This window comes from Ideonella sp. B508-1 (assembly GCF_000333615.1).
GTDB lineage: Bacteria > Pseudomonadota > Gammaproteobacteria > Burkholderiales > Burkholderiaceae_C > Ideonella.
In genome coordinates this window covers 1-14,233 of the sequence record NZ_BADL01000585.1, presented here as the reverse complement: position 1 = coordinate 14,233, position 14,233 = coordinate 1, and the positions used below count along the sequence as shown (strand labels likewise).

Sequence of the window (14,233 nt, the reverse complement as noted above, 5' to 3'; positions counted from 1 at the left end):
AAGCCTGCGCCGAAGGCGTGGAGGTGCTGGCCATGGCGCCCGAGGCGGTCAAACCAGCTGGAGAAGGTGGCCAGCCCCTCCGCCCCGGCCCGCGCCGGCCGCGGCGAGAGCCTGGCCGCCCGAGCCGAACGCCAGCAGGCCGATCGCGGCGGCGCGGCCCAGCGTCGTCTGGCCGACCGCGTGCCGCCCGAGGCAATGGAAGGCGATGTGAACGAGGACGTCGAGCGCATGGCCATGAGCACGCTGTCCTTCCAGGACTATGTGCGTGACCGCATGCTGCGCCGCCGCCAGGCTGCGCTGGAGGGCGACAAGCCTTCCACCGCCGCCCGTGAGGCCGCCCCGATGGTGGACGATGAGCCGCCCCGCCGGGCTGCGCGCCCTGCCGAGCCGCTGCCCGAGCCCGGCCTGGCTGCCCGCGCCGCTGCCCCGCAGCGCCGCGCCCCGGCCCGCCCCCTCAACGACGGCCCGGCGCCCGAGCTGCCGGTGCCCACCCTCAGCGATGTGGCCGGCCACGAGCAGATCGACATGGTGCACGAGCTGCGCGCCATGAAGGGCCTGATCGAGGAGCGCTTCGGCACCCTGGCCTTCATGGAAAAGCTGCAGCGTGAGCCGCGCCAGGCCCAGCTCTCGCAGAAGCTGATGGACGTCGGCTTCAGCCCGGCCCTGACCCGCAAGCTGCTGGAGGCCCTGCCGGCCAGCGCCAGCGACGAACTGGCCTGGGCCACTTCGGTGCTGGAGCGCAACCTGCTGACCGACGAGCGCGAACCCGCGCTGGAAGAGAAGGGCGGCGTCTACGCCCTGATCGGTTCCACCGGCGTGGGCAAGACCACCTCCACCGCCAAGCTGGCCGCCGCCTTCGCCACCGCGCACGGCGCCAACCAGCTGGGCCTGATCACCCTGGACGCCTACCGGGTCGGTGCCCACGAACAGCTGCGCGCCTACGGCCGCATCCTGGGCGTGCCGGTGCACACCGCCCACGACCGCGCCTCGCTGGAAGACCTGCTGGACCTGCTCTCGGGCAAGAAGATGGTGTTGATCGACACCGCCGGCATGGCCCAGCGCGACAGCCGCTGCCGAGAGCTGCTGGAGATGCTCTCGCACCGCGCCATCCAGCGTCTGCTGGTGATCAATGCCGCCGCCCAGGGCGAAACCCTGGACGACGTGATCACCGCCTGGCGCGCTGCCCAGTGCAAGGGCGTGATCCTCTCCAAGATCGACGAGGCCGTGAAGCTGGCCCCGGCGCTGGACGCCGTGATCCGCCACCGCCTGAAGGTGGTGGGCGTGGCCAACGGCCAGCGCGTGCCCGAGGACTGGCACCGCCTGTCGGCCAATGCGCTGTTGCACCGTGCCATGAAGGGCGGTGGCAGCCCGGCCTACCGGGTGGACGTCAACGATGTGCAGCTGGTGCTCTCGGGCCTGCAGCGCCAGGCCGCCGGCCTGCAGGGGCTTCATTTCTGACGACAGAGCCGGTTGGAGCAGTCAATGACCGCGTTTTCCTCTTCGTTCATGGGCAGTGACCAGGCCGACGGGTTGCGGCGGCTGTTCGCCGCGCCGCGCCAGCAGATCGTGCCGGTGGCGGCCAACCGCCAGGTGGACTGCGCCGGCGTGCTGATGGAGCGTCTGAGCCTGGCCTTCTCCCAGCTGGGGGCCCATGTCTTTGTCATCGATGCCGCCGACAGCTCGCCGCAGCCGCACGAGCTGGTGGACATCGACCTGTCGAGCTGCATCGAGCGGCTGGGCAGCGGCGTGCACTACCTGGCCGCCCGCGGCCTGCCGCGCCGGCATGTCAACACCCGGGGCAGCAGCGAAGCCTGGCTGCAGGTCGTGGCCGACTGCGTGCCGCAAGCCGACGTGGTGATCGTCCACGCCGAGGCCCGCGACCTGTGCCGCCTGTTGGGGCGGCGCGAGGTGGCGCCGGTGCTGATGAGCGAGCTGAGCTCCGAGAGCCTGACCGAGGCCTATGCCGCGATGAAGCTGCTGTCGCAGCGCAGCGGCCTGATGGCCTTCGACCTGCTGGTGGGCATGGCCTCGCGGCCTCGCCGCGCCGAGCGCGTGGCCGACCGCCTGGCCAGCTGCGCCGACAACTTTCTCTCCGCCGTGCTGCGGAGCTGGGCCGCGGTGGACCGCGATCTGCCGATCACCGCGCCCGTGAACACCGAACTCGAACGCGTCGCGGCCAACCAGCTCACCGGGCTGGAAGGTCATTCCGCACTGAGCCTGCCCCGACCAGGTGCCGGTCGCGGCGTGGCCCTGGCCCTGGATTGAAAGACGGGAGACCCACACCATGTACACCGCCTCAGGTCGCCTCGATTCCGGCACCTTGCTCAAGCAGTACAGCCCGCTGGTGCGCCGCCTGGCCCACCAGATGATCGCCAAGCTCCCGGCCAACGTCGAGCTCGATGACCTGATCCAGGTCGGCATGATCGGCCTGAACGATGCGCTGGGCCGCTTCGACATCGCCCAGGGCGTGCAGTTCGAGACCTTCGCCACCCAGCGCATCCGCGGCGCCATGCTCGACGAGCTGCGTGGCAGCGACTGGATGAGTCGGGGCAACCGCAAGCAGCAGCGCGACATCGAGGCCGCGGTGCACCGGCTCGAGCAGAAGCTGGGCCGGGCCCCGCAGGAAAGCGAGATCGCCCAGGAGATGGGCGTGCCGCTGGAGGAGTACCAGGAGATCCTGACCAAGGTGCGTGGCACCCAGCTGGTCTACTTGGAAGACATGTCCGGCGACGAAAGCGGCGACGAGTACCTGGACCGCCATGTGGCCGACGACGAGGGCAACCCCCTGTCCCTGCTGCAGGACCAGCGCATGCGCTTGGCCCTGATCGAGGCCATCAAGAAGCTGCCCGAGCGTGAGCAGTACGTCATGAGCATGTACTACGAGCACGACATGAACCTCAAGGAGATCGCCGCGGTGCTCGGAGTGACCGAATCCCGGGTCTGCCAGCTCCACAGCCAGGCCATCGCCCGTCTGCGCGTCAAGCTGCGCGACTGGTGAACCGCAGGCCGGCCGTGCCGGCCGCCCCCCCGATGATCTTGCAACCCGGCCGCGTGCCGGGTTTTTCGTTGTCGGCCTGTCGACCGACCATGAAAAAAGCCCGCCGAGGCGGGCCGTTCTGTCGGTCGAAGAGAGGGGAGGTCAGGCCTGGGCCAGCCCGCCGCTGCTGCGCCGCGGGGTGCCGCCATAGACGGCCACCGGCTCGGCACTGGGGATCAGCACGTCCAACGCCCGGTCCAGCGCCTGGCTGGCGCGGGCCACGGCATCGCGCTGGGCGGCCACCTGGCTGCTGGTGCGCGCCAGACGGCGGCGCAGGGTGGGGGGAACGCCGGCGGGGGTGCGGGCGGCCTGGTTGAAGCGGTCCACGGCACGGGACAGGGCCTGGTGCAGCTCGGCCGCGGCCTGTTCGGCGGCAACGGCGTCCTGCAGCTTCAGGGCCGAGCCCAGGGTGGCCAGGTGTTGTTCGACCTCGGCCACGGTGGCCTCGAGATGGGCCACAGCCTGCAGGGCCTGGGATTCGGAAGGGGAAGTCATCATGATGATCGGGAAGCCGGCAGCGGTCCGGCCTCAAGGCAGGCAGACGGTGGAAGCGGCGGCGTTGTCCCGGGCGGGCCCGGGTCAGCGTCAGGAGGAGCTGCTGTTGTTCAGCAGTTCCTGCGCGTTCGAGATCATCTTGTCGGCGATCTTGTCCGCGTTGATCTGGAACTTGCCGTCTTTGATGGCCTGGGCGATGCGGGCCACCTTGTCGGCGTCGAAGGTGCCGTCCAGGGCGCCCGAGTCTCGCAACTGCGATGCGGCGCTGGACAGGGCCACGGTGGCGCTGTCGCTGCTGCTGCTCGGCGAGGTTGTCGAGGCCTTCTTGGCCGACCCGGTCGCCGAGCGGTCGTTGGTCAGCGTGCTGACCGCGACCTGATGTTCGGGGGAACCGATCTTCATGATGTTCTCCTGCGGGCCCAGCTGTGACGGAGCCCAATGATCCACTTCCGCTTGGGAACTGTTTCGGAGGACTCTGACAGGACTTTAGCCATTTTTGCGGCGGAAATGAGGGGATTCATGGGCTGATTTCGACCCATCCGTCGGCGGTGGGCCGTCCGACCAGCAGCTTGCCGCTGTCGACCTTGATGCGCACGAGCTGACCTTCGATCCCGGGATTCATGGCCTGCCCCTCGGTGGAGGCCGACCAGCCCGGGCCGCTGGCCACCACGCGCACGGTGGCGCCGGCGGCAAACCACTGTCGGGGCTTGAAATCACTCACGCGCAGCGTGGCCCCGGCCGCCAGCGGGCGGGCCAGGGTGCGGCCCACGGCCTGCGCGGGGTCGAGGACGGCGGCACCTGGGGCGGCGGCAATGTCCACCTCGGCCTCCATCAGCTGACCGGCGTCCAGCACGGCACCGCCGGGCAGGGCCTCGCGCAGCACCTGGGCATTGCGGTAGACATGCACCGTGACCGGCACGCTGATGTTCCAGGGTTTGGGGCCCTGGACGCACTTCAGGCCGATGCGGGTGCGACCCCAGGCCGGCAGGCCGGGGGGCAGATAGGGTTGGATGCGCTGGCAGGGCGCCAGGTGCAGGCGCGGGTCCAGCTGGCCCACCTCCACCTTGACCCGCAGTCCGGTCTGCTGACCGTCACGCTGGGTGGCGGCTTCCTCGGCCAGACGGCTGACCTCGTTGCGCAGCTCCGGGGCCACCTCGGCCTCCTGCGCCCAGGCATGGGCCGCCAGCCCGCACAGGGCGGCGGCGGTCAGGCGGAGCAGGGAAGGAGGCAAGGGCACGGGTGCATTCCTGAATGGACAGGAGGCACTGTAGGCAGGCCAGGGGCTCGCCGTGGCGGGAAATGCGGCGCCAGCCGGCCCCTATTCGGGCCTTCGGTGGCCGGGGCGGCTTTCACAATCGCTGCACAGCGAGGATGCGTCCGAAGTGTTTTCGGAGCCTCCGCCGATTTCTGAAGGTCTGAAGAGGACGCCGGCCATGTTGAACCGCCTGACCCAGAGCATGGACTTCCAAGCCCAGGCCCTGAGCCTGCGCGCCGAGCGCCAGCGCCTGATCGCCAGCAACATCGCCAACGCGGACACGCCGGGCTATGTGGCCCGCGAGATGAACTTCGCCCAGGCCTTGAAAGAGGCCACCGGCGCGACCCCCGTGGCCGGGCAGATGAACGTGACCCAGGCCGGGCACATCCAGCCCACCGCGGGGGCACGCAGCGAGGCCGGCCTGGCCTACGCCCTCAACTCCCAGACCAGCCTGGACAGCAACACCGTGGACATGGACCGCGAGCGGGCCAGCTTCGCCGAGAACTCGGTGAAGTACGAGGCCACGCTGCGTTTCCTCAACAGCCAGATCAAGAACGTGCTGGACGCCATGAAGGGCGCCAACCAGGGCTGATGCGGCTGACAGCGAGCAATGACGACGAGGTGACCCCATGAGCATGTTCAAGGTCTTCGACATTTCCGGCAGCGCCATCAGCGCGCAGAGCCAGCGCCTGAACACGGTGGCCTCCAACCTGGCCAACGCCGACACCGTGGCCGGGCCCGACGGCAAGGCCTACAAGGCCCACGAGGTCGTCTTCCAGACCGTGATGATGGATGCCAACGGTGCGGCCGCGCGCGGCGACGCTGACAACCCGCTGATCTCCAGTGCCGGCGTGCGCGTGTCCAACGTGGTGGAGGACCAGACGCCGGGCCGCCGCGTCTTCGACCCCAGCCACCCGCAGGCCGACGGCCAGGGCTACGTCACCTACAGCAACGTCAACCCGGTCGAGGAGATGGTCAACATGATCTCCTCCTCGCGCTCGTACCAGAACAACGTCGAGGTCATGAACACGGCCAAGAGCCTGATGCTCAAGACCATCCAGATGGGCCAGGGCTGAAGCCTCGGTTCTGATCCCCACCGCCGACTGAAGGACCGCCATGGCCGTCGACACCGTCAACAACAGCAGCAAGACCTCGGGCACCAGCAGCTCGTCCACCAACGGGCTGACCAGCACCAGTGCCTCCGAGCAGTCGGACCGCTTTCTCAAGCTGCTGGTCACGCAGATGCAGAACCAGGATCCGCTCAACCCGCTGGACAACGCCCAGGTGACCAGCCAGATGGCGCAGATCAGCACGGTGACCGGCATCGAGCAGCTCAACGGCACCGTCTCGGGCCTGAACTCGCAGTTCCTGCAGATCCAGACCATGCAGGGCGCCGCCCTGGTGGGCCACGACGTGGCCATCGAGGGCAACAAGCTGCGGCAGAAGGGCGGCAAGGGCGATGGCGGCTTCGAGCTCTCCAGCGCCGCCGACTCGGTCAAGGTCGAGATTCAGGCGGCCGACGGCACCACCATCGACACCATCGACCTGGGCGCCCAGGCGGGCGGCAAGCACGACTTCAGCTGGGACATCCCCAGCTCCCGCGCGGGCGACGCCCTGACCTTCAAGGTGACTGCCACGGCCAAGGGCCAGGCGGTGGACACCCTGAGCCTGCAGAACCAGACCATCCAGGCCGTCAGCAACCTGGGCACCACCCTGGCCCTGGACCTGGACAACGGCCAGCGCGTCGGTTACGACGCCGTCTGGGCCTATTACTGACATCACGGCCGCACGCCGCCGCCCCTCTTCCCCTAGGAGAACCCCATGAGCTTTCAGCAAGGCCTGTCCGGTCTGAACGTGATGTCCAAGAACCTGGACGTCATCGGCAACAACATCGCCAACGCCAGCACCGTCGGGGCCAAGAGTTCGCGCGCCGAGTTCGCCGACCTCTATGCCAACGCGCTCTCCGGCGCGGGTAGCTCACCGGTGGGCATCGGCGTGCAGATGGCCACCGTGGCCCAGCAGTTCACCCAGGGCAACATCACTGCCACCGACAACTCGCTGGACGTGGCCATCAACGGCGGCGGCTTCTTCCAGGTCACCGATCCCACCACCGGCGAGACGGTCTATTCCCGCAACGGCCAGTTCAAGCTGGACAAGTCGGGTTACATCGTCAACGATCAGGGGCAGAAGCTGCTGGGCTATGGGGCTGACACCAACGGCAACGTGATCCAGGGGGCCACCAGCGCCATGCAGCTGCCCACCGCGGGCATCAGTCCGCAGGCCACCACCAACGTGTCCAACCAGTTCAACCTCGACTCCCGGGAGAAGGTCACCGACCCGGGCGCCGCCGCCAGCCCCCGCATCAACTTCACCGACTCGACCACCTTCAACCAGGCGCGCTCGACGACGGTGTATGACGCCAAGGGCCAGCCGGTCTCGCTGAGCTTCTACTACCAGAAGACGGGCGACGACACCTGGAACGTCTACGCCACCGCCAACGGCAAGACCCTGAGCGGCACGGACAGCAACCCGACCCCGATCCAGACGCTGAGCTTCTCGACGGACGGCAAGACGGTGTCGCCCGCCACCACCACGCTGAGCATTCCCGCCTCGACCAACGCGTCCGGCGCAGCCACGCTGGCCATCGATCCGGTCACCTGGGATGTCACCGGGTCCACCCAGTACGGAGCCGTCTTCGCGCTGACCAGCCAGAGCCAGGACGGCTTCGCGCCCGGGCAGCTCACCGGCGTGACCATCGGCGATGACGGTGTGCTGCTGGCCCGCTACTCCAATGGCCAGACCAAGGCCGCTGGCCAGATCGAGACCGCCACCTTCCGCAATGTGCAGGGTCTGCAGCCCATCGGCGGCAATGCCTGGCGCCTGACCTCCAGCTCGGGCGACCCGATCAAGGGCGTGCCGGGTTCGGGCAACCTGGGCACCTTGCAGGCCGGCGCCGTCGAAGACTCCAACGTGGACCTGACCGGCGAACTGGTGAACATGATCACCGCCCAGCGCAACTACCAGGCCAACGCGCAGACCATCAAGACCATGGACCAGGTGATGCAGACCCTGGTCAACCTGCGTTGATGCCCTGAGGGCCTAGGAGTCAGCCATGGACCGCATGATCTACCTGACGATGACCGGCGCCAAGGCGGCGATGCAGCGCCAGGAGGTCATCAGCCACAACCTGGCCAACGTCTCCACCACCGGCTTTCGCGAGCAACTGGCGGCCTTCCGGGCCGTGCCGGTGCGCGGCGACGGCGCCTCCACCCGCGTCTACGCGCTGGAGACCACCGTGGGCTACAACGACGCCCAGGGGCCCATCACCGCCACCGGGCGCAACCTGGATGTGGCGATGAAGGGCAACGCCTGGATGGCGGTGCAGGGCCTGGACGGCACCGAGGCCTACACCCGGGCCGGCGCGCTGGACATCGATGCCCAGGGCCAACTGGTCACGCTCTCGGGCCTGCCGGTGGTCGGCGAGTCCGGCCCCATCACCGTGCCCGATGGAGCGGACGTGCAGATCGCCTCGGACGGCACCATCAGCGCCAAGGCGGCGGGCCAGCCGCCGCAGCAGATCGGCAAGATCAAGCTGGTGACGCCGGAGTCGGCGCTCACCCGCGGGGAGGACGGCCTCTTCCGCGGCGGCAACGGCGACCTGGACGCCGATCCGACCGCCCGCCTGCAGGACGGTGCGCTCGAAGGCTCCAACGTCAGCCCGGTGCAGACCATGGTGGCCATGATCTCGGCTGCGCGCCAGTACGACGACCAGATGAAGCTGCTGCAGACCTCGGAAAAGCAGGACCAGGCCGCCGCGCGCCTGCTGTCCACCTCGGGCTGAGCCGGTTGACCGGCCCCGCCTTCGGAATCACGGGCCTTTGGGCCCGTTTTTCTTGGGCTGGTCGCCCTTCAGTTCGGCCCATCATGGGCGACACGCCGTCTTGACGGGAGAACCGACATGCTCCGATCGCTCTGGATCTCGAAATCCGGGATGGAAGCCCAGCAGAACCAGCTGGACCACATCTCCAACAACCTCTCCAACGTGGCCACCACTGGCTACAAGCGCTCGCACGCGGCGTTCGAGGACCTGATCTACCAGAACCTGCGCCAGTCCGGCGCCAACAGCTCCGACCAGACCCAGCTGCCCACCGGCCTGCAGGTCGGTCTGGGCACCCGGGCGGTGGCCACCGCGCGCGACTTCACGCAGGGCAATCTGCAGCAGACGGGCAACAACCTGGACATGGCCATCAATGGCAAGGGCTTCTTCCAGATCACCATGCCCGACGGCACCACCGCCTACACCCGGGACGGTTCGTTCAAGCTGGACAACCAGGGCCAGATCGTGACGAACAACGGCTATGTGGTGCAGCCCGGCCTGACCGTCCCGGCCAACGCCCAGAGCGTGACCGTGGCTGCCGACGGCACCGTCAGCGTCACGCTGCCTGGCCAGGCCACGCCGCAGTCCCTGGGCCAGTTCCAGACGGCCAGCTTCATCAACCCGCAGGGCCTGGACCCACTGGGCCAGAACCTCTACGCCGAGACTGCCTCTTCCGGCTCACCGGCCACCGGCGCACCGCAGTCCAACGGCCTGGGCGCGCTGCAGCAGGGCTTTGTCGAGACCAGCAACGTCAACGTGGTGGAAGAGCTGGTGCAGATGATCCAGACCCAGCGCGCCTACGAGCTCAATTCCAAGGCCGTGTCCACCTCCGACCAGATGCTGCAGCGTCTGTCGCAGCTGTAAGCACGCCCCGAACCCGGGCCTGGGCCCGCGCCAGCGGCCCGGCCGAGGAGACACCCATGCGCACCCCTTTCATCCTGGCCTTGCTGGCCAGTGCCGCCCTGGCGGCCTGCACCACGCCCTATCCGGTGCCCGAAGTGCAATTCCCCACCGCCACCGCGCCGGCCATTCCCGCCAGCGGCCCCCTGGCCTGGGAAGCCCAGCAGCCGCTGCCGGTGGTCCAGCCGGCGCAGGCCGGTGTCAGCGGCGGCATCTACCAGGCCACGCAGTACCGTCCGCTGTTCGAAGACTACCGGGCCCGGCACGTGGGTGACACGCTGACGGTGCAGATCGTCGAGCGGGTCAGCGCCAGCCAGAGCGCCACCAGCACCCTGGGCAAGAAGGGGGCGGTCAACGCCTCGGTGTCTGCCGTGCCCTTGGTCAGCCCCAGCTGGCTGACCAAGCTCGGCGCCACCGGCAGCAGCAACAACACCTTCGAGGGCAAGGGCAGCACCGACACCAGCAACGACTTCTCGGGCACCATCACCGCCAGCGTGATCGGCGTGCTGCCCAACGGGCACCTGCTGATCGCCGGCGAGAAGCAGGTCGGCGTGAACCACAACGTGGACACCCTGCGCTTCACCGGCGAGGTGGACCCGCGGTCCATCCAGCCGGGCAACACGGTGCAGAGTGCCCGCATCGCCAACGTCCGCGTGCAGCACAAGGGCGACGGTCAGATGGCCGATACGCAGGGAATAGGCTGGCTGGCCCGATTCTTTTTGAACCTTCTGCCGATCTAAAGTTTTTCAGAATCGTTGCCAGGGACTCTCCCTGGAATTCTCCGGCAACGTCATGACCACCACCCCGCACCGCACCCTTCGCTTCCTCGGCCAGCTGGCCATCGTGCTGGCAGCGGTGTCGGCCGGACTGCCGGCGCTGGCCTCCCAGCGCATCAAGGAGGTCGCCGCCATCCAGGGCGTGCGTTCCAACCAGTTGATCGGCTACGGCCTGGTCGTGGGCCTGGACGGTACCGGTGACCAGACCACCCAGGTGCCTTTCACCACCCAGGGGCTGATGTCCATGCTGCAGCAGATGGGCATCACCGTGCCCGCCGGCACCAACATGCAGCTCAAGAACGTGGCGGCCGTGATGGTCACCTCCGAGCTGCCGCCCTTCGCCCAGCCGGGCCAGACCATCGACGTCACCGTCTCCTCGGTCGGCAATGCCAAGAGCCTGCGCGGCGGCACCCTGATCGCCACCCCGCTCAAGGGTGCCGACGGCGAGGTCTATGCCGTGGCCCAGGGCAACCTGATCGTCGGCGGCGCAGGCGCCTCCTCGGGCGGTTCCAAGGTCCAGATCAACCACTTGAGCGGTGGCCGCGTGCCCCAGGGCGCCACGGTCGAGCGCGCCGTGCCCACGCCGCTGCAGATGGGCGACATGCTGCAGCTGGACCTCAACGCCGCCGATTTCAGCACCGCCCGCGCCGTGGCCAATGCCATCAACACCGCCAAGGGCGCTGGCACCGCGCAGGCCCTGGACGGCCGGGTGGTGCGTGTGCGTGTGCCGCTCGATCCGGGCCAGCGCGTGTCCTTCCTGGCCGACATCGAAGACCTGCCGCTGGAGCTCTCGCGTCCGGCCGCCAAGGTGGTGCTCAACCCGCGCACCGGCTCCATCGTGCTCAACCAGGCCGTGCAGCTGGCGCCTTGCGCCGTGGCCCACGGCAGCCTGACCGTCACCATCAGCCAGACCCCGCAGGTCAGCCAGCCCGGCCCCCTGTCCAACGGCCAGACCGCCGTCACGCAGAAGACCGACATCACCGTGCAGCAGCAGGGCGGCTCGCTGGTGCAACTGCCCGCCGGAGCCCAGCTGGCCGATGTGGTCAAGGCCCTGAATTCGCTGGGCGCCACGCCGCAGGACCTGCTGGCCATCCTGCAGGCCATGAAGGCCGCCGGGGCCTTGCAAGCCGAGCTGGAGGTGATCTGATGGCCGCTGCCCTCCCATCCACCCTGGTCGGCGCCAATGCCGGGCTGGGCGACGCCCGCGGACTGGAAGCCCTGCGCACCCGCGCCACCAAGGACCCCAAGGCCGTTGCCAAGGAGGCCGCCAAACAGTTCGAGACGCTGTTCATGCAGCAGCTGCTCAAGTCCATGCGCGAGGCCACGAAGAACGAGGACGGCGCGGACAACGACGCCTCCAAGCTGGGGGCCGAGATGCTCGACAGCCAGTGGGCCACCAAGCTGGCTGGCCGGCCGGGCGGCCTGGCCGACGTGATCGCCCGCCAGATGGAAAAGCAGATGCAGGCGGCCACCCAGCCGATGGCGTCCAAGAGCGACAGCGCCAACACCACCCCGGTGGACCTGGCCAAGCCCGATGCGCCGGTGCGCCCGCCCCAGCAGGCCGCGGCCAACTTCGTGCAGCAGCACCAGGAGGCCGCCCAGGCCGCCGAGGCCGCCAGCGGCATTCCGGCTTCCTTCATGATCGCCCAGGCCGCCCACGAGACCGGCTGGGGTCGCAAGGAGATCCGCAACGCCGACGGCAGCTCGGCGCACAACCTCTTCGGCATCAAGGCCGGCGCCAACTGGAGCGGCCCGACCACCGACGTGACCACCACCGAGTACATCGGCGGCGTGGCCCGCAAGGTGGTGCAGAAGTTCCGCGCCTACGGCAGCTACGCCGAGTCCTTCGCCGACTACGCCAAGCTGATGGCCAGCAACCCGCGCTACCAGAAGGTGGTGGCCGCCGGCAGCAATGCACAGGCCTTCGCCCAGGGGCTGCAGAAGGCCGGGTATGCCACTGACCCGGCCTACGCCGACAAGCTGGGCCGCGTCATCAACACCACCCTCAGGCTGCAGCGCAGCCTGCAGGCCTGAGCGGCCTGAGCCGGACCGGAGCACAGCATGTCCTCCTTGATGAGCATCGGGATGCGCGGCATGACCGCCGCGACCGCCTCGCTGGATGTCACCGGCCACAACATCGCCAACGCCAACGTCAAGGGCTATTCCCGCCAGCAGGCCAATCTGGAGACGGCCGCGGGCCAGTTCACCGGCAGCGGCTTCTTTGGCAAGGGCGTGAACGTCACCAACGTCACCCGGGCCCACGACGACTTCCTGACCATGCAGGCCACGGCTGCCGCCGCGCTGCAGGCCAAGGACGACAGCCACAGCAGCCAGCTGCAGCAGCTGGAGAAGCTCTTTCCGGCCGGCGAGCAGGGCATCGGCTTTGCGCTGGGGGACTTCCTCAACGCGGCGGTGGACCTGTCCAACAACCCCGCGGACAGCTCTGCCCGTCAGGTGCTGCTGGCCCGTGCCTCGGACGTGGCCGCGCGCTTTCGCACCGCCTCGGACCGCATCGGCATCCTGCAGCAGGGGGTGACGGCCGACCTGCAGGCCCAGGCCGCCACGCTCAACGGCTACGCGGCCCAGGTGGCCAAGATCAACCAGCAGATCGCCGCCAACCACGGCGTGGACCAGCTGCCCAACGACCTGATGGACCAGCGTGACCAGCTCATCAAGCAGATGAGCGGCATCATGGGCGTGTCCACGCTCCAGGCCTCCGACGGCACGGTCAGCGTCTTCGTGGGCAGCGGCCAGAGCCTGGTGCTGGGCAACGAGGCCTCCCAGATCATCGTCAACCCCGATCCCGCGGACAGCTCGCGCAGCGCCCTGTCCATCAACACGGCGGGCGAGAGCATGGCCCTGAACGCCGACCAGCTCGGCGGGGGCTCGATGGCCGGGCTGATGACCTTCCAGAACGACGACCTGGTCGACGCCCGCAACCAGATCGGCCAGATGGCGATGGCCTTCGCCTCCAAGGTCAACGGCGTTCAATCGCTGGGCCTGGACCTGCGCGACCCGCCGCAGGTGGGCTCGGCGCTGTTCAACATCGGCGCGCCGGTGGCGCAGGCCAACAGCAACAATGCACGCGATGCCGCCGGGGCCTACCTTGCCAAGGTGAATCTCACCGTCAGCGATGCCTCCCAGCTGCAGGCCAGCGACTACGACCTGCGGCCCGACGGCAGCGGGGTGGCCGGTCGGTACAAGCTCACCCGCCTGTCCGACGGGCTGGTGCGCACCGTCAACGACGGCGCCACCGTGGACGGCTTCAAGATCAGCGTGGGCACGCCCGATCTGCAGCCGGGCGACAGCTTCCGCCTGCAGCCTGTGGGCGCCGCCGCCGCGGGCATGACCCGGGCGCTGGACGATGCGAGCGGCATCGCCGCGGCCCTGCCCGTCACGGCCACCATGGGCACCGCCAACACCGGCACCGCCTCGGTCAACCTGCTCAAGGTGACCGATCCGGCCATCAATCCCTCGCTGACCGCCAACGTGTCCTTCACCGACGGCAGCGGCCACTACAGCTGGAGCCTGACCGACAGCGCTGGCACGGTCACCAGCAGCGGCACCGGCACCTGGACCGCCGGCCAGCCGATCAGCCTCAACGGCTTCGAGCTGACGCTCAACGGGGTGCCTGCCAGCGGCGACACCCTCAGCGTGGCCAAGACGACCTTTCCGGCCAGCAACAACGGCAATGCGCTGGCCCTGGCCTCGCTGCGCGACGAGGCCTTCGTCGGCCGCTACACCATGTCCGACGGCAGCATCGGTGGCGGTGCCACCGTCACCGACGCCTACGCCGCCACCATGGCCGATGTGGGTGTGCGGGTGCAGAGCGCCAAGTCCGCGGCCGCCATCTCCAAGGCATCCCAGAGCGATGCCGAGACCGCGCTGGCCTC

The 14,233-nt window shown here is 68.9% G+C and carries 16 protein-coding genes; 13 read left to right on the top strand and 3 right to left on the bottom strand.

Annotated elements, in window-relative coordinates:
* Nucleotides 1-66 precede the first annotated feature (66 nt).
* Genes flhF through I73_RS23175 form a run of 3 tightly spaced genes read left to right on the top strand, consistent with a single transcriptional unit; the run spans nt 67 to nt 2,998 of the window.
* Nucleotides 67-1,458 (top strand): flagellar biosynthesis protein FlhF, encoded by a 1,392-nt coding sequence (gene flhF / locus I73_RS30120; protein ID WP_051049343.1) that lies wholly within the window; start codon nt 67-69, stop codon nt 1,456-1,458.
* Between the two features lie 24 nt (nt 1,459-1,482).
* Nucleotides 1,483-2,265 (top strand): flagellar biosynthesis protein, encoded by a 783-nt coding sequence (locus I73_RS30115; protein ID WP_022982804.1) that lies wholly within the window; start codon nt 1,483-1,485, stop codon nt 2,263-2,265.
* 19 nt (nt 2,266-2,284) lie between these two features.
* A complete protein-coding gene (locus I73_RS23175; protein WP_022982803.1) occupies nt 2,285-2,998 on the top strand; it encodes an RNA polymerase sigma factor FliA in 714 nt (237 codons plus the stop codon).
* 141 nt (nt 2,999-3,139) lie between these two features.
* Here I73_RS23175 and I73_RS30110 read toward each other — a convergent pair whose 3' ends face one another.
* From I73_RS30110 to flgA, 3 genes are all read right to left on the bottom strand, one after another.
* On the bottom strand, nt 3,140-3,532 hold the full coding sequence (locus I73_RS30110) for a hypothetical protein (RefSeq protein WP_148289899.1): 393 nt from the start codon (nt 3,530-3,532) through the stop codon (nt 3,140-3,142).
* A 90-nt stretch (nt 3,533-3,622) separates the two neighbouring features.
* Nucleotides 3,623-3,934, bottom strand: a complete 312-nt coding sequence (flgM, locus tag I73_RS23165; RefSeq protein WP_022982801.1) for a flagellar biosynthesis anti-sigma factor FlgM — start codon at nt 3,932-3,934, stop codon at nt 3,623-3,625.
* Nucleotides 3,935-4,049: 115 nt separating this feature from the next.
* The gene (gene flgA, locus I73_RS23160; RefSeq protein ID WP_022982800.1) at nt 4,050-4,769 is read right to left on the bottom strand and encodes a flagellar basal body P-ring formation chaperone FlgA; all 720 of its coding nucleotides are present in this window, start codon (nt 4,767-4,769) and stop codon (nt 4,050-4,052) included.
* Nucleotides 4,770-4,965: 196 nt separating this feature from the next.
* On the opposite strand from flgA, the gene flgB reads away from it, so the two are divergent.
* The 10 genes from flgB to flgK all read left to right on the top strand — a co-directional run.
* Complete coding sequence (gene flgB / locus I73_RS23155; protein ID WP_022982799.1) at nt 4,966-5,379, top strand: flagellar basal body rod protein FlgB; 414 nt, start codon at nt 4,966-4,968, stop codon at nt 5,377-5,379.
* Nucleotides 5,380-5,416: 37 nt separating this feature from the next.
* Nucleotides 5,417-5,863 carry a flagellar basal body rod protein FlgC gene (flgC, locus tag I73_RS23150; RefSeq protein WP_022982798.1) on the top strand — a complete coding sequence of 149 codons (447 nt, stop codon included), beginning with the start codon at nt 5,417-5,419 and terminating at the stop codon, nt 5,861-5,863.
* Nucleotides 5,864-5,903: 40 nt separating this feature from the next.
* Nucleotides 5,904-6,563 carry a flagellar hook assembly protein FlgD gene (locus tag I73_RS23145; RefSeq protein WP_022982797.1) on the top strand — a complete coding sequence of 220 codons (660 nt, stop codon included), beginning with the start codon at nt 5,904-5,906 and terminating at the stop codon, nt 6,561-6,563.
* A gap of 45 nt (nt 6,564-6,608) precedes the next feature.
* The gene (gene flgE / locus I73_RS23140; RefSeq protein ID WP_022982796.1) at nt 6,609-7,874 is read left to right on the top strand and encodes a flagellar hook protein FlgE; all 1,266 of its coding nucleotides are present in this window, start codon (nt 6,609-6,611) and stop codon (nt 7,872-7,874) included.
* Nucleotides 7,875-7,899: 25 nt separating this feature from the next.
* Nucleotides 7,900-8,628 carry a flagellar basal-body rod protein FlgF gene (gene flgF / locus I73_RS23135; RefSeq protein ID WP_022982795.1) on the top strand — a complete coding sequence of 243 codons (729 nt, stop codon included), beginning with the start codon at nt 7,900-7,902 and terminating at the stop codon, nt 8,626-8,628.
* A 117-nt stretch (nt 8,629-8,745) separates the two neighbouring features.
* Nucleotides 8,746-9,528 carry a flagellar basal-body rod protein FlgG gene (gene flgG, locus I73_RS23130; RefSeq protein WP_022982794.1) on the top strand — a complete coding sequence of 261 codons (783 nt, stop codon included), beginning with the start codon at nt 8,746-8,748 and terminating at the stop codon, nt 9,526-9,528.
* A 56-nt stretch (nt 9,529-9,584) separates the two neighbouring features.
* A complete protein-coding gene (locus tag I73_RS23125; RefSeq protein ID WP_022982793.1) occupies nt 9,585-10,304 on the top strand; it encodes a flagellar basal body L-ring protein FlgH in 720 nt (239 codons plus the stop codon).
* Nucleotides 10,305-10,356: 52 nt separating this feature from the next.
* Nucleotides 10,357-11,487: a flagellar basal body P-ring protein FlgI gene (locus I73_RS23120; protein ID WP_022982792.1), complete on the top strand. Its 1,131-nt coding sequence runs from the start codon at nt 10,357-10,359 to the stop codon at nt 11,485-11,487.
* Entirely contained in the window at nt 11,487-12,374 is an 888-nt protein-coding gene (gene flgJ / locus I73_RS23115) for a flagellar assembly peptidoglycan hydrolase FlgJ (protein ID WP_022982791.1), read from the top strand. The genes I73_RS23120 and flgJ overlap by 1 nt, the downstream gene beginning before the upstream one ends.
* Before the next feature lie 27 nt (nt 12,375-12,401).
* The coding region (gene flgK, locus I73_RS23110; protein WP_040501376.1) for a flagellar hook-associated protein FlgK at nt 12,402-14,233 on the top strand (1,832 nt) is incomplete at its 3' end.